Here is a 15874-nt window from a genome sequence, read left to right on the forward strand (position 1 = left end):
TTTTGCCTTTTACTTACATGCTTCCCGAAAATCAATTTTCAACCTTACTTGATGCTGAAAAAGCTGCGTTTGATCAGGGCTTCAAACATCATTTTATAGTACATGAAGAGAAATTGACCAGCGTTGAAACACAGCAAACATTTCCTGCGGAAGAAGTTAAAATAATAGCATTTAACAGGGTAGAGGGCAGCAGCGATCCCGATGAGAGCGCAATCCTTTATTTGATTGAAACAAGATCCGGTTTAAAAGGCACCCTTACCGATGCATTCGGAATTTATGCTGATGCTCAAGTCTCTGAATTCATGAAAAAGATTGAGATCGACCGGAATGATATAGCAGGAAGATTTGAATCTAAGCTTTGTTTGAATTGCAGCACTCCGCTACGGGGACAATATTGCTATTCATGCGGCCAGAGAGACGAACACCTCCATGAACCTTTCTACAACCTGCTTGCACATGGATTTTCTGACTACTGGCACCTCGATAGCAGGTTTATCCGAACATTTATACCCCTGATTTTTAACCCAGGCTTCTTAACACGTGAATTTATTTCCGGTAAGAGAGCTTCTTATGTACATCCCGTACGGCTTTACTTTTTTATAAGCGTTATATTTTTTCTGATTTCTGTAAGTGTATTTAATAAAGAGATAATCAAAACTTTTTCTAATAATCCATTGTCTTTTTTTTCCTTGAAAGATTCTACGCTACGTACGGATTTGGAGTTAAAAAACAGAATGAAGGGATTAAGTGCTTCCCGGCAAAAACAAATAGTTGATTCCTTAAATAAGAATTACAGTGAAAAAATATCCCGTATAATCGGGGATACGTCGGAAAAAGATTCAACCGGGTTAAGGATTGGTTTGCAGCAGTCTGAAAACAAAGGTTCCGACGCCATCTTTTCATCATCCAGTAAATTACCATCCTCCGTAGAAGCATACGAAGATTCTGTAAACAGGCTGGCTATTAACCAGCGTCCTTCCTGGATTTGTCAGCTTTTTGAGAGACAACTTATTCATCTGAATATGCGTGCGCATGAAAATGGCAGCGAGCTGATCCAGGAATGGCTGGAATCATTTGTGCATAACCTTCCAAAACTTTTTTTCCTGTTGTTGCCAATATTTGCGCTTATCATGAAACTGGTATATATCCGGCGAAAGATCTATCTGATCGATCACGGTGTATTTACACTGTATTTTCATTCATTTGTTTTTCTGCTTTTTCTTTTAGTATTGCTGGCAGGGAGTGTATTTCATTCAGCCTCATCGCATGCAGGTCTTATCTTTACTATATTATTTATTTACCTTCTTATCGCCTTAAAAAGAATATACCGGCAATCGTGGATTAAAACTGTAGTTAAGGAGTTTTTAATACTCTTTCTATATGGTCTGTTTATTTTACCGGCAGCATTGCTCGTGTTGTTATTATCAGGAACCACCTTGTAAAATATTTTACAACAGTGCTTTTAATTCTGCCAGCGAATAAATTTCATGCATCAGAATTTCTTGGTGCAGAACTTTATCCGGATTAAAAAAAACGTGGTCCATCCCTATAGCTTTAGCACCTGCCATATCTGCTTCTATACTGTCGCCAATAAAAACGCTGTTTAGAATGAAAGCATTTGTCTTATCAAGAGCATATTTGAAAATTTCACGGTTAGGCTTTTGACTTCCTGCCATTTCCGAGGTAATAACATATTTAAAGAAAGAGATGATTTTGGAATGGTGAAGCTTTTTATTCTGTACTTCCTCGAACCCATTAGTAATAATATGTAAAGAATACTTCAGCCTTAAGTATTCCAGTATTTCAATAGCTCCGGTATGCAGATGGGTTTTTGTAGGCAGAATTTCGAGGTATTTTTCAGAAAGATTTTTGATTAGAATTTCATCCTGCACTTCAAATTCTTTGAGGGTGCTTCTAAAACGTATGATGCGTAAATGTTCCCGCTCAATCAGCCCGTTCCGATATTGATCCCAATAAATAGTATTGTGATGATAATACCTGGAGAGAAATTCATCCCGGCCAATACCCTTTTTATCCAGCCGGAACTCCTCATAAATATCGGTCAGCGTTTCTAAAGAATTTTTTTTAAAATCCCACAACGTCTCATCTAAATCAAAAAAAATATGCTTGTATTCTCTCTGGTTCAAAGCCTTAAATAAGTTATAAAAGTATGGGAATAGAATATCACGGCAGAAAAAATAGTACATCTATGTACCTTCCTATTATCTGGAACCGATACGTAATAATTTACACTATCATATATATTTGGGCGACGGTATTGCATAGTGCTTAATATCGTTTCTTATTATCTTCATAAATTATCAGGCAATCTAATTTTATTATTTTTGCGCTTTAAATGGTCAGATGGCCGAGTGGCTAGGCAGAGCTCTGCAAAAGCTCATACAGCGGTTCGAATCCGCTTCTGACCTCTTAGAAGTCTCGCATTTAAACAATTCTCCCAGGGTTAGCTGGGTTTAAACGATTCCATGGGCAGGTATAACCTTAATCTACCATCAATGGTTATTTCATCAATATGGCCGGATACTTTTCTATCATCACTAATAAAGTGAAGGTGCATTTTGGTATCATGTTCTGCGAGAACGCGATACTGTTTCGTACAATAAAAACCAACAACAGTAGTAGTTACATTTTCGCTTCGCCCTTTCAACCCTGAATTTTTTACTTTCTTATTGGTTATTTCCTTATCGCCAGGGCTCCAATCGCTCACGCGCCAGTTAAGAGAAGACACCGTTCCTTTCAATAGAAAAGGAAAAGCTACCTCAGTATTCAAGCCGCTCTTAACAGAAGCATCATTTATAAATTTTTCCAACTGCGTGTATGTTTTTACGGCAGCCGGAATTTCTATTTCATTCCAATTTTGCACCTGGGCGTAAACCAGAAGTGTAGCAGTCGTATTCCAGGATGAATCAATATTTACCTGGTTATTTGTAATATAAGAAGTAAATGGTCTGCTGTTTTCAATTACAATAAATCCCTTTAAGTTCGTAACTGAACCCAATGCATAAACATTAGGCTTATCCTGCAATTCTTTTAATGCAATATGCTCCGCCATATTACCCTTCTTAATTAAATCCTCGATTTCACCTACTGTTGTAGCATTGTAACTTTTAGAAGTGTTACAATTAATGTGAATCAGTACAACGAAAGTTATCAATAAGTAAATCTTCACCTGGCTGCAATTCATGAATAAAATTTGAGTCAAAGATGTCACGATTTTTTAAAAAATAGGATTTCGGCAGGCACGAAAAATCATTTGATTTCCAACTTCTTATTCTTGTTACTTACCCTTACACTTTCTTACTTATATTCGCCAGAAGCATTATTTTATGGAGTATAAAAGATTGGGTAATTCGGGACTTCCTGTCAGCATATTATCATTTGGATCATGGCTAACGTTTGGACAACAAATTGACGATAGTGTAGCAGAAAAGTGCATGAAAATAGCCTATGATCATGGCATCAATTTTTTTGACAATGCAGAAGTATATGCGAGGGGTGAATCGGAAAAGGTGATGGGTAAGATTCTGAAAAATATGAACTGGAACCGGGATTCATATATGGTGTCCAGCAAGGTTTTTTTTGGAACAGGAAATCTTCCTACTCAGAAAGGACTGCACCGTAAACATATAATGGAGGCATGCCACGCTGCTATGAAGCGTTTAAAAGTAAATTACCTCGATCTGTTTTTTTGCCATAGGCCTGATCCTCAAACTCCGATTGAAGAAACAGTGTGGGCAATGCATTCGCTTATCCAACAGGGTAAGGTTTTCTATTGGGGCACATCAGAATGGAGTGCAGAACAAATCATAGAGGCTCATACAGTGGCAGAAAAGCACCATTTAATGGCTCCCACCATGGAACAACCCCAATACAATATGCTTCACCGTCAGCGCTTTGAAGCAGAATATGCTCCTTTATATGAGCGCTATGGCATGGGAACTACCATTTGGTCTCCTCTCGCTTCAGGAATTTTAACAGGCAAATACAACAATAGCAAACCTGGTAGCACACGTCTTTTTATGAAAGGCCTGGAATGGCTGAAGGAACAAAAGCTGAATGACGAAAATGTTTTGGGGAAAATTAAGCTACTTAGCGCTTTTGCGCTGGAAATTGGAATCAGGATGCCTCATCTTGCAATAGGTTGGTGCCTGAAAAATTCTAATGTAAGCACCGTAATCCTTGGCGCTTCAAAAACAAGCCAGCTTAAAGAAAATCTGGATGCCCTGGAAATACTTCCTAAACTTACCGATGATGTAATGGCCCGGATTGAGACAATTTTACAGAATAAGCCTTAGTCATTATAGAAAAAAAACATAATTTAATAATTACAAGGAGAATTTCAGCACTACTAAAATCCTCAAGCAATCTCAATACTTTTTGAAAAAGATACTTCTCTTCCATGCTCTTATCCTTTGCACCTTTTCAGTTTTTGGACAGGTAACTGATGATTTCTCCGACGGCAATTTCAGCTTTAATCCGGCTTGGGCAGGTGATACGGATAAATTTATAATTAACTCTCTTTTTCAACTACAACTGAGTGCACCTCCTCCTACTTCTACTTACGATACGGCTTACCTGCAAACTTCCAACAGCAGGCTTTTGGGTACTGAATGGCAATTTTTCACAGCCTTTAATTTTGCACCTTCCGATCAAAATTATTTAAGAGTATACCTGGCAAGCGATCAGAGTAATTTAAAAGATTCATTAAATGGTTATTTTCTTCAGTTTGGGTCACGACTGGATACAGATGCCATTGACCTTTATTTGCAAGACGGAACTATTGAAAAATTGATTGCCCATGGCATAGATGGTCATGTCGCCAATCCTGTTTCTATTACGGTTAAGGTTGTTCGCGATGAATCGGGTAACTGGTCGGTCTATTCTGATCTTTCAGGTGGAACAATTTTTTCATTAGAGGCAACCGGAACTGATACCACCTTTATTACTACTAATTACTTTGGATTTTTGTGCCGTTATTCAAGCACCCGGGCAAGTGGTTTTTATTTTGATAACGTTTATATAGGTCCACCTGTGAGCGATACAATAGCTCCTTCAGTGTCCTCGCTTATCGTGCAATCTTCTAACCAACTGGATGTCATCTTCAGTGAACCAGTAGATACAGCATCTTCAGAAAATTTATTCAACTATATCGTAAATAATGGGGTAGGAAATCCGATTTCTGCAGCAGGCGATTCTTCTAACCCGGATGTAGTGCACCTTACTTTTGGTATTAATTTCCCTAATGGTTTAATTGATACGCTGGTGATATCAGGTGTTAAGGATTTTGCAGGAAATATAATTAATGACACCGCTGTAGGTTTTTCTTTTTACACTCCTAAGCAGAATGATATCATCATTAATGAGATTATGGCTGATCCTGATCCACCTATCGGACTACCAAATTCAGAATATACTGAATTATATAACCGAACATCTTATCCAGTTAACCTTGCAGGCTGGTCATTTAGTGATTCTACTTCATCCGTAATACTTCCACCCTTTGTTTTGCCGCCAAACGGATATGTTCTTCTCTGCAGTCAGAGCTATGTTTCAGCATTTTCCGTTTATGGTGCCGTAATTGGACTTTCTTCTGCTATAAGTCTGAATAATGAAGGTGATGTGTTAACACTTTCTGATGCCAGTGGATTAAAGATAAATTCCGTAAGTTATAATGCAACATGGTATCACGACGCAACTACTACAGGAGGAAGATCTTTAGAATTGATCGATCCGGGAAATTTTTGCGGAGGCTTTACCAACTGGAGTGAGTCAAAAGATTTGAGCGGGGGAACTCCTGACCGGCAAAATTCTATTTATGCTAGTAATCCGGATACTGTGGCTCCACAGCTTCTGGAAGCGGTTATAGTCAGTTTAACGGAGATAGATCTGTTTTTCAGTGAGGCATTGGATAATTCAAGTGCCTCGGATCTCACCCATTATTCTATTAGTCCATCGGAAACTCTAATAAGCGTAATTGCAGGAAATACTGATTTTTCTCTTGTAAAGCTTTTTCTGGGAACTCCCTTAGACTCCAGCACTATATATACAATTTCCATACACAACATTTCCGATCTGTGTGGAAATATAAACGATGGAATTTCCAATGCATCGCTTGAGCTGGCAATACCTGCTTCAATTTCCATTGGAGATTTAATTATAAATGAGATTCTTTTCAATCCGAAAACGGGCGGATATGATTACGTGGAAATTTATAATAAGAGCAATAAAATTTTTGATCTTAAGGATTTGCGTATTGCCACTACGGATGCTAATGATTCGCTTCTTGATATAATATCGCCTGTTCCCAACGGATATTCGTTTTTCCCTCAGCAATACGTGGTATTTACAGAAAATCCTGACGCAGTGAAACTACAGTATGCAGCACAAAACCCGGAATGGTTCATTAAAACTCCAATACCATCATTAAGCAATACAGAAGGAGTAATGGTACTTTTAAATTCTTCTTTGCAGAGAATAGATCAGCTGCATTACTATGAAAGCTGGCAGTTTCCTCTACTGGCCAGCGATGATGGAGTTGCACTTGAACGCATAAGCTTTAACGCTCCCACTCAAGATTCTTCAAACTGGCATTCGGCAGCATCAACTGCAGGTTACGGCACCCCATCGTATAAGAATTCAGAATATTATTCTCCGGAAGCAACTAATGCAATTTCGATTACACCGCAAGTTTTTTCTCCGGATAATGATGGGTTTAATGATATAGTATCTGTAAATTATCAATTTGATAAACCTGGGTATACTGCTAATGCTACTGTTTATGATGCGCAGGGGAGAAAAATAATTGATATTGTTAAAAATCAAATAGTTGGGCAATCAGGCAATTTTACATGGGATGGTATTGATAACAATGGTGAAAAATCGAGGTTAGGTATCTATATAATATATTTAGAAGTTTTTGACTTGAATGGTAACGTGAAGCATTATAAAAAAGCGTGCGCGTTAGGAGGTAAAAAGAATTAAAAAATATTAGTTATATATATTATATATTATTGTCATAGTACTATCAGGTTTTGCAAACAATTGATCAAATACAACTTTAATCCCTCCTTTGCGTAAAACAAATTATTTATTTTCTAAATCATTGTATTTAATTAACTATCCTTGATTCATTCACTACTTGTTGTCGATGATGACATTCCTTTTACTACGGTCGTCAAAGATTCTCTGGAAAAGGAAGGTTATAAAGTTCATGCTGTTCATCATGCCAATGCGGCTCTTAGTATGTTGGATGATAATTCAAACAACATTGAAGTAATGGTGCTCGATTGGAGCATGCCGGATATTTCAGGAATCGAATTGCTAAAAAGAATAAAAAAACAAAAGCGGTTTGAAAACCTTCAGGTGATCATGCAAACGGTTATGGATAGCCCTGAAAATATACAACAGGGTGTAGAGGCGGGGGCCTTTTTTTACCTCGTAAAACCTGTAAAAACCGAATTGCTTCATTCCACCATACGCGCGGCTCTTTTGGATTATAATAGAAATAAAAACTTGCTTCAGCATCTTCGTGAAACAGAGACGGCGCTTCACTTCATGGAAGAAGGGGTTTTTCGGTTGCGTACGGTTTCAGAAGGAGATAGCCTTGCTGCTCTTATAGCCAGGCAATGTCAACGGCCTGAGGAAGCTATTTATATATCTGAATTATTTGCAAACGGGGTGGAGCATGGGAACCTTGGAATCACCTACGATGAAAAAACGGCACTTATAGCAAAAAATCAGCTTGCTGCCGAAGTGAATCACAGACTTTCTCTCCGGGAAAATCTGAATAAATTTGTGAACGTAACCCTCAAACGTCGGGATGGAAAACTTTCTATTTTAATTGAAGATGCGGGAAATGGATTTTATTTCGATAAATTTCTTGTCTTTGATGACGCACGTGTATTTGATAACCATGGGCGAGGAATAGCCATCCTTAACTCGCTTTTATCTCTTCACTATATCGGCAAAGGAAATAAGGTTGTTGTAGAATTACCGCTTGCAGAACACCTGCAGGAACAGTAATAATAAAGCCTTTTTCTACTTTTGGATGTTTTTGCAATTATATCTCCATAGTCATTCCAGGGTATTTTATTGCAATACATTAAATAACACATAGGCACCGATTCTATTATTATCGAAAATTTTTTTTGGCCTACCTGAATAACTTAACGCTGATATGCCGGTGAACAATACCCTATGAAACGCATTGCTATATTAGCTTCAGGTGCCGGGTCTAATGCAAATACCATCATTGATTATTTTCGTTACCATCAGGATATTAAAGTTCAGTGCATTATTTGCAATAATTCAAAGGCCGGGGTAATTGACATAGCCGTTAAAAATAAAATTCCTTATTATGTTATTTTGAGAACAGACTTATATGAAACAGACACTGTAATAAATCTGCTTACAGAATTAAAAATAGATTTAATAGTGCTTGCCGGATTTTTATGGTTGATTCCCGATAAAATTATTAAAAGGTTTAAAGCAGAAATTATAAATATTCACCCGGCCTTACTTCCAAAATATGGAGGTAAAGGATTATATGGATCACGGGTGCATGAAGCGGTAATAAACGCAGGAGAGAAACAAACAGGCATTACAATCCATTTTGTCAATGAGCAATATGATGAAGGGGAAATTATTTTTCAGGAGCATTTTCCAATTACTGAATCAGATAATATTCATTCGGTTCAAATGAAAATACATGAACTTGAACATATATGGTATCCCAAAATTATTGAGCAGTTACTTTCAAAAAAAATTAAATTTAAGCCTTGCACCTAGCCTGTATATGCCTGTTAAATAGAGTATATCTTACTGTAATGATTTACCGCTTTGTATCTTTGTAGTTTAGCTTCCTCCCATAAATAAAACAACCATGATTTTATTACTTCGGAAATTACTTATAGCATTTTTATATTTTTTAGGTATTGGAATTACCGGGGCAAATGCTTTTACAGTAAACCAGCTTCAATCCTTATATCAGGATGGGCAGGTATTTCTTACATGGAAATCTCCTGATAAGACCAATTTAAGGTATAATGTATACCGATCTTCTACTCCGATAAACACAAAAAATGATCTGAAACATTCGCAATACATTGGCGATGTGCGTGACAGTTCATCCAGAAATGTTCGTCTTTCATCAGTTAAAGGAAAAACTGTTTTTATTAAGTTGAAGGCAGATGCAGCACCTCTTAAATCCAACAATGGGTTATATGTTATTACGTGCACTTCTTCCGGGTCTTTTTATTATGCAGTAACTGTTATCACTTTGTCAGATAACTTTGAAGATAAAACCATTAATCCCGGATCTAATAGCTTATCGGTTGGTGTAATGGAAATGGTAGCAGACCCGCAACCAATTTACCAGGATTCAGCAATTTGGAAAACAGGAGATGTTGCAAAGTACTATGCTCAATTTGCCACTAATCAAAATACACCTCATTACCCTGCAATGTGTAACCAGGGTTCTTATGTTTATAATTTTTATGTAATTAAACGGGGAAATTTCATCCATCAACCGTTATTTGTTTTTTATGAAGGATTGCTGGAAAATTCTATAAAAGGTAATGGACTGGGTCAGTTTGAAAATAAGACGATTACCAATTGCACTATTATGGGATGCGATGATTGGTTACCGGGCCCGGATAATGGTACCGGCCCGCAATCCGGTGATAAAACTTTCTGGATTGGTTATCATGAAAACTTCGATATGTATACGGACAGCAACCCGACTTCGAAGACAGGAACTATCCGAACGTATACACAAACCAGGCTCATTCACACCATACTCTGGGCTGATAAATATTTGTCTGTTGATAGCAATAAAGTATACCTGGTTGGGGTATCGGCAGGCGGATTTGGAGTGCTGATAACGGCCAACATAATTCCTGATAAAATTGCTGCAGTATATGCAGTAGTTCCTCCCGTACATGGTGGAACATCCACTGATGAAGACACACAGCTTTATGGTACTGCTGAAGCAAACCTGCCCACTGATGTTTTAAATCCCGATACAGGTGATTCAATCCGCATATGGGATCTAATGGAGCTGCGACATATGGTAGATGTAAATAAGAGAAGAGGTCTACCCATATTATTTACGGTTCATGGAAAAAATGATGAGACTATTACCTGGACAACTAAACCATCATTTTACGATTCACTGAAGGTCAGCCATCAGGGTACTACTTTTTTTTGGGATCAGAGAGATCATGATGGAAAAGGTGCTAATTTTTTAGATAATGAAACTACTCCAGCCTTCTATTTATACAATAGCACAAAATCGTTCCCGGTTTTTTCAAACTGTTCTATAAATCAAAATCCAGGCTCTGGTGATCCTGCGAATGGTGATCCTTACGGTGCCATCAATGGCTACCTTGATTTTGATTCCAGCATAGTAGATCAGCCCTGCACGTGGTCCGGCAGAATATTTTTAAAAAAAATGTATGTTAATGGTGTAGTCCAGCCTGCTTATAAAAATTGCACAGCAGATATTACTTTACGGAGGCTGCAGTATTTTGTACCAATTGAGGGTTCAACGGTAAAGTGGTCCAATTATAATTCTGTTAATAAAAGAGTACAGCACGGCTCTCTGGTATATGCGGGGGGGGCGATTACAATTACAGGCATTAAAATTACAGATGCCGGAAATAAGATAGAGTTTGATATTTCAAATTGCAGTCGAAATTCTGAACCTAAAAGAAGCGTTAACCTTAAAGATTATAATACACCAAGCAATTTAATAGGAGAAAATACTTCATCTTTTTATATTATTCCTATTATAACAGGTGCTGTAATCCGGTTTAACATTTCAGACGCGGACAATCTTGAATTTAGGATGTATGATGTTATGGGAACATTGTTGTGGAATAAATCCCTTTATGTTGTTCCCGGTAAGGGGGAATTGACGTTACCGCGCCCCGGTTCAGGAATGTATTTCATTGAAATAAAGGGAACTTCAATTGCATTGGTACAAAAAGTGATTTTTTAAAGAGGTACCATAAATGCACAGGTTTAATTCAAAGTTCTGCTATACTTTCGCCGCCGGATTCTAAATGCTGAAACAAAGTTTTATTAAGCATATTCCTAATCTTTTTACCCTCGGAAATCTTTTCCTGGGCTGCCTCGGTATCATCTTCACATTCAATGATCACATTTTTCCTTTGCAGGTAAATGAATTGGATGAAGGCGGAAAAAATGTTTCAATCATCTTTGGATTCAATAATCGTTTGTACTTAAGCTCTTTTATGATATTCGGAGCCGTGGTACTTGATTTCCTTGATGGATTTTCAGCCCGAATATTAAAGGTACAGTCTCCAGTAGGAGCACAGCTCGATTCACTTGCAGATATGATAACATTTGGCCTTCTGCCTGCGTGTATTTACTACCAGTTGCTGAATGCCGCCTTTCAGCTTAGGCCAAACGCTTTATTTATTCCGGAACTTTATATGATGCCGGCATTTTTAATTGCTATTTGTGCTGCGCTCAGGCTTGCCCGGTTTAATGTGGATGAGCGGCAGGAAATTGAATTTCTGGGCCTTGCTACTCCTGCATGTGCATTGTTTACTGCTGCTTTGCCTCTTATCATTTTTACCAATGCATTTAACCTGTCTGTTATCATCCTTAACCCGTGGCTATTGTATACCCTGATTATTATCTTTTCCTGGCTAATGGTTTCAAATATTCCTATGTTTTCTCTTAAGGTAAAATCATATACATGGAGAGGAAATGAAGTAAGGATAATTTATTTACTGATCAGTATAATAATGATAATCGTTTTTAAATATGCAGGCTTGGCAGCCTCTATTGTATTCTATATTCTTACGTGCATTGTTCAATACTTTTTTACTAAAAAACCAGGCATGAAATATTTTTAACGTATAACAGTAATTTTACTATAATATGATTTACAGGGCCGACATAAATATAATGCCATTGAAAGAGCTTCTTGATCCACAGGGCAAAGCCGTTCACCATGGCTTAAATAATCTGGGCATAAGCGAAATAAATGATGTTCGGATTGGCAAACACATCCAGCTAAATATGGATGCTGATAATTTGGACAAGGCAAAGGAACTAACAGAAGTTGCCTGTAAAAAATTATTAGCAAATCCTGTTATGGAGTATTTTGAGTTTACAGTGCATGAGTAACTTCGGCCGAATAATTATTGGTGCATTTGCAGGCTGCTTTTTTACCTTAAGTGTACATCCGCAATCAGCACTTATACTACGGGCACATGCTATTATTGATACACTTACCTCATCAGGCATGCATGGTAGAGGATACGTTGATTCGGGTGAATGGAAGGCAGCTCAGTACATCAGTACCCAATACAGGGAGCTGAGTCTTTTGGAATTTAATAAGGATTATTTTCAAAAGTTTTCTCTGGACGCAAATACTTTTCCGGGCACAGCATCTGTTACTATCAACCATCAAAAATTATTTCCTGCCAGGGATTTCCTGATTGATCCGGTATCATCAGGTACTTATGGAAAGTATAAGACATTAGCCATTAAAAATAATTCTGCTGATACATCTGATGCTGTGGTCAAAAGGTTAATATTAAATCTTAAACATAAAAGATTAAAAAATAGGGTTGTTACATTTCAAAAAGAAGATTTTACTTCAGATCAATTTATTAGTCTCAAGAAGAACCTGGTTGGGGCAAATTGCCTGGGAGCAAGGGGCTGCATTGAGTTCTCCAATGAAAAGCTTACCTGGGATGCCTCTCAAAAAGTGCTTCCCTTTTTTTATCTGCAGGTAAAAGAGAATCAGCCGGAGCAAACAAAGGTTTGTGTAAAAGCAAATTTTGAAAATAAATTTCTGAATGATTATCCAACACAGAATGTAATTGCATATGTAAAGGGCACATACTATTCCGATTCTTTTCTTGTCTTCACAGCACATTATGATCATCTGGGTGAAATGGGCCACGGTACCTATTTTCCGGGAGCAAACGATAATGCCAGTGGTATTGCGATGTTATTGTGCCTGGCTAATTATTTTTCAATACAGCCACCCAGATACTCGGTTGTTTTTATGGCATTTAGCGGTGAGGAGAGCGGCTTAGTGGGTTCACATTTTTATGTTAATCATCCACTGTTTCCCCTAAGCAAAATCAAGTTTTTAATTAACCTCGACATTGTTGGAACTGGAGGAGAAGGTATTAAAGTCGTAAATGCTACACTTTTTGAAGATCAATTTAACAAGCTCGTAAGCCTTAACGACAGTCTTCAATTCTTAAAGGTAATTTCACCCCGCGGTAAAGCTGCCAACAGCGATCAATATTTTTTTTCTGAAGCCGGCGTGCCCTCTTTTTTTATTTATACCATGGGAGGCATTTCGGCTTATCATGATATCAATGATCGCCCGGAAACGTTACCACTTACTAAGTTTGAGGAGCTTTATAATTTACTAATTGTTTTTGCAGGGTCCTTTTAATACCATAAATATTTACGAAATATAGAAGTCAGAAATGCTTTTTATCGTTCCTACCCCTATTGGTAACCTAAATGATATTACACTTCGTTCCATACAGGTTTTAAAAGATGCAGATGTAATATTAGCAGAAGATATGCGCAAATCAGGAATTTTGCTCAGGCACTTTGCTATTGAAACAAAAATGTTTTCCTATCATCAGCACAATGAACATGAGGTAACGCCCCTGGTAATTGAAAGAATGAAGAACGGTGAAAATTTTGCCCTGATCAGTGATGCGGGTACTCCAGGAATTTCTGACGCAGCTTATCTCTTAGTTCGGGCATCGCTTAAAGAAAATATAGAAGTAAGCTGTTTGCCGGGGGCCACTGCATTATTACCGGCGCTTATTTTATCAGGCCTGATAACAAATGAATTTACCTTTATCGGATTTCTTCCTCAAAAAAAAGGCAGGCAGACTAAGCTTAAAGAATTATCTGAGGAGAAGAGAACTTTAATTATTTATGAATCGCCAAACCGGTTACAAAATTTGCTCCTTGGTTTAATGGAATACTGTGGAGGTGACCGCAGGGTTAGTGTATCACGTGAGCTTACTAAAAAATTTGAAGAAACAAAACGCGGATCGCTACATGAGCTTAGCAAATATTATAGCACAAAAAATGTAAAAGGAGAAATAGTAGTGGTAGTAGAGGGAATTCAGAAGTAACAAATAAACAGGCTTGATAAAATTGAATAATTATTACTTCCGAAATTTAAAATAATATACTTGTCAAGGATTCAGAAACTTTTACTCTCCATATCGTGTGGAGTATTGCTCTCACTGGCCTGGCCGCCTCTTCCATGCTTTCCATTTTTGTTCCTGGGCCTCATTCCAATTTTATGGCTGGAAGAAATCTGTGCTGATTCTGCAAACGGCCATTGGAGTTTCTTTGGATATAGTTACCTGGCATTATTAATCTGGAACGTATTGACCACATGGTGGGTAGGTAATACTATTATTGGAACCGGAGATATTTCAAGTGTATTTGCCGGTGTATTTGCTAATACGGCAAATCCTTTTCTTATGTGTATTCCATTAATTGGCTACCAGCAAACAAAAAAACATCTGGGTGAAAAGTTTGGATGGATTGCTTTAGCTGGTTATTGGATGACCTTTGAATTCATTCATCTCAGGTGGGATTTAACCTGGCCCTGGCTTAATCTCGGAAACGGATTTTCCCAATATCCGCAAGTTGTACAGTGGTATGAATACACTGGAACTTTTGGAGGAACTTTATGGATTTGGATTATGAATATCTCAGGTTACGTTATTTTACGTGATTTTCTTTTGAAAAGAAATGTATCGATCAGGCGGAAAAATATAACAGGTTATTGCCTGCTGCTGTTTTTACCTTTATCTATTTCTGTTCTTCTCTATTTTTCATATCGGGAAAAAGGAAAGCCGCAGCATGTGGTAGTGGTGCAACCAAACATAGATCCCTACAATGAAAAATTTGATTTTACCACACTTAATAAGCAGCTTCTTACGCTGATTGAACTTTCACGAAAAAAGATAAGTCCGCAAACAGACTACCTGGTATGGCCTGAAACAGCTATTCCCCAGGGAATCTTTATTACAGATATAAAGGATGATCCCAGCATTCACACAGCGCAGCAATTTTTAAATGCTTATCCCAGGATTAAATTAATAACCGGCATTAGTGCATATGCAAAATACACCTCCGCTACAACATCTACTGCGAGATACTCTTCTGAAGGAAATTTTTATTGGGATGCCTTCAACTCTGCCATACAGCTAGATACGTCAAAAAAATATCCCATCTATCATAAATCAAAGCTGGTACCAGGGGTAGAAAAGATGCCATATCCTCAGATATTTAAATTTCTCGAACCTCTCGCTATTTCTATGGGTGGAGCCAGCGGAAGCTTGGGAGAACAAAAAGACCGGGGTGTTTTTTTTTCAACAGATTCTGTTGGCGTAGGACCAGAAATTTGTTATGAATCCATCTATGGTGAATATTCAACAGAATATATTCGTAGAGGCGCTAATTTACTATTTATAATTACGAATGATGGCTGGTGGGGAAACTCAGCAGGACATAAACAACATTTGGAATATGCACGGTTGCTAGCAGTAGAAACCAGGAGGGATATTGCACAATCAGCAAATACAGGAACTTCTGCTTTTATCAACCAGCGGGGAGATGTGTCACAACAAACAGCATGGTGGAAACCTGCAGTAATTGAATCGACCTTATTTGCAAGTGATGAACAAACGTTTTACGTAAAAAATGGAGATTATATTGGACGAGCAGCCATAGTTATAACAACTATTTTTATACTTACAGGCTTGTTTAAAAAAATAAAAAAATATAATATTTTTTCGCATTCTCATGATCTTTAAAG

General features: G+C 37.6%; 13 protein-coding genes and 1 tRNA gene. 12 read left to right on the top strand and 2 right to left on the bottom strand.

The window, feature by feature from the left end; all coding sequences use genetic code 11:
• Window positions 1-2: 2 nt before the first annotated feature.
• Window positions 3-1442, top strand: a complete 1440-nt coding sequence (locus H0W62_00705; protein MBA3647066.1) for a DUF3667 domain-containing protein — start codon at window positions 3-5, stop codon at window positions 1440-1442.
• A 6-nt stretch (window positions 1443-1448) separates the two neighbouring features.
• Here the strand turns inward: H0W62_00705 and H0W62_00710 are convergent, their stop codons facing one another.
• A complete protein-coding gene (locus H0W62_00710; protein ID MBA3647067.1) occupies window positions 1449-2147 on the bottom strand; it encodes a noncanonical pyrimidine nucleotidase, YjjG family in 699 nt (232 codons plus the stop codon).
• A gap of 211 nt (window positions 2148-2358) precedes the next feature.
• On the opposite strand from H0W62_00710, the gene H0W62_00715 reads away from it, so the two are divergent.
• A tRNA-Cys gene (locus H0W62_00715) sits at window positions 2359-2429 on the top strand.
• A 35-nt stretch (window positions 2430-2464) separates the two neighbouring features.
• Here the strand turns inward: H0W62_00715 and H0W62_00720 are convergent.
• Window positions 2465-3223, bottom strand: coding sequence for an acetolactate decarboxylase (locus H0W62_00720; protein ID MBA3647068.1), 759 nt, complete (start codon window positions 3221-3223; stop codon window positions 2465-2467).
• Window positions 3224-3347: 124 nt separating this feature from the next.
• Between H0W62_00720 and H0W62_00725 the strand changes: the two genes are divergently transcribed.
• The 10 genes from H0W62_00725 (at window position 3348) to lnt (ending at window position 15872) form a co-directional block, all read left to right on the top strand.
• Complete coding sequence (locus tag H0W62_00725; GenBank protein ID MBA3647069.1) at window positions 3348-4316, top strand: aldo/keto reductase; 969 nt, start codon at window positions 3348-3350, stop codon at window positions 4314-4316.
• A gap of 82 nt (window positions 4317-4398) precedes the next feature.
• The gene (locus H0W62_00730) at window positions 4399-7002 is read left to right on the top strand and encodes a lamin tail domain-containing protein (GenBank protein MBA3647070.1); all 2604 of its coding nucleotides are present in this window, start codon (window positions 4399-4401) and stop codon (window positions 7000-7002) included.
• A 141-nt stretch (window positions 7003-7143) separates the two neighbouring features.
• A complete protein-coding gene (locus H0W62_00735) occupies window positions 7144-8043 on the top strand; it encodes a response regulator (GenBank protein ID MBA3647071.1) in 900 nt (299 codons plus the stop codon).
• A gap of 174 nt (window positions 8044-8217) precedes the next feature.
• On the top strand, window positions 8218-8808 hold the full coding sequence (gene purN / locus H0W62_00740; protein MBA3647072.1) for a phosphoribosylglycinamide formyltransferase: 591 nt from the start codon (window positions 8218-8220) through the stop codon (window positions 8806-8808).
• Between the two features lie 94 nt (window positions 8809-8902).
• Window positions 8903-11020, top strand: a complete 2118-nt coding sequence (locus H0W62_00745) for a prolyl oligopeptidase family serine peptidase (protein MBA3647073.1) — start codon at window positions 8903-8905, stop codon at window positions 11018-11020.
• A gap of 64 nt (window positions 11021-11084) precedes the next feature.
• A complete protein-coding gene (locus tag H0W62_00750; GenBank protein MBA3647074.1) occupies window positions 11085-11906 on the top strand; it encodes a CDP-alcohol phosphatidyltransferase family protein in 822 nt (273 codons plus the stop codon).
• 25 nt (window positions 11907-11931) lie between these two features.
• A complete protein-coding gene (gene purS / locus H0W62_00755) occupies window positions 11932-12180 on the top strand; it encodes a phosphoribosylformylglycinamidine synthase subunit PurS (protein MBA3647075.1) in 249 nt (82 codons plus the stop codon).
• The gene (locus H0W62_00760) at window positions 12173-13471 is read left to right on the top strand and encodes a M28 family peptidase (protein ID MBA3647076.1); all 1299 of its coding nucleotides are present in this window, start codon (window positions 12173-12175) and stop codon (window positions 13469-13471) included. The genes purS and H0W62_00760 overlap by 8 nt, the downstream gene beginning before the upstream one ends.
• 34 nt (window positions 13472-13505) lie before the next feature.
• Window positions 13506-14174 (top strand): 16S rRNA (cytidine(1402)-2'-O)-methyltransferase, encoded by a 669-nt coding sequence (gene rsmI / locus H0W62_00765; protein MBA3647077.1) that lies wholly within the window; start codon window positions 13506-13508, stop codon window positions 14172-14174.
• Window positions 14175-14234: 60 nt separating this feature from the next.
• Window positions 14235-15872, top strand: a complete 1638-nt coding sequence (lnt, locus tag H0W62_00770) for an apolipoprotein N-acyltransferase (protein MBA3647078.1) — start codon at window positions 14235-14237, stop codon at window positions 15870-15872.
• Window positions 15873-15874 lie beyond the last annotated feature (2 nt).

Source organism: Chitinophagales bacterium (genome assembly GCA_013816805.1).
GTDB lineage: Bacteria > Bacteroidota > Bacteroidia > Chitinophagales > UBA10324 > MGR-bin340.

What these genes read in the sequence shown, in the direction of transcription:
- H0W62_00725 (MBA3647069.1), top strand. Translation starts at nt 3,348, where the DNA reads ATGGAGTATAAAAGATTGGGTAATTCGGGACTTCCTGTCAGCATATTA.
- purN (MBA3647072.1), top strand. Translation starts at nt 8,218, where the DNA reads ATGAAACGCATTGCTATATTAGCTTCAGGTGCCGGGTCTAATGCAAAT.
- H0W62_00745 (MBA3647073.1), top strand. Translation starts at nt 8,903, where the DNA reads ATGATTTTATTACTTCGGAAATTACTTATAGCATTTTTATATTTTTTA.
- H0W62_00750 (MBA3647074.1), top strand. Translation starts at nt 11,085, where the DNA reads ATGCTGAAACAAAGTTTTATTAAGCATATTCCTAATCTTTTTACCCTC.
- purS (MBA3647075.1), top strand. Translation starts at nt 11,932, where the DNA reads ATGATTTACAGGGCCGACATAAATATAATGCCATTGAAAGAGCTTCTT.
- H0W62_00760 (MBA3647076.1), top strand. Translation starts at nt 12,173, where the DNA reads ATGAGTAACTTCGGCCGAATAATTATTGGTGCATTTGCAGGCTGCTTT.
- rsmI (MBA3647077.1), top strand. Translation starts at nt 13,506, where the DNA reads ATGCTTTTTATCGTTCCTACCCCTATTGGTAACCTAAATGATATTACA.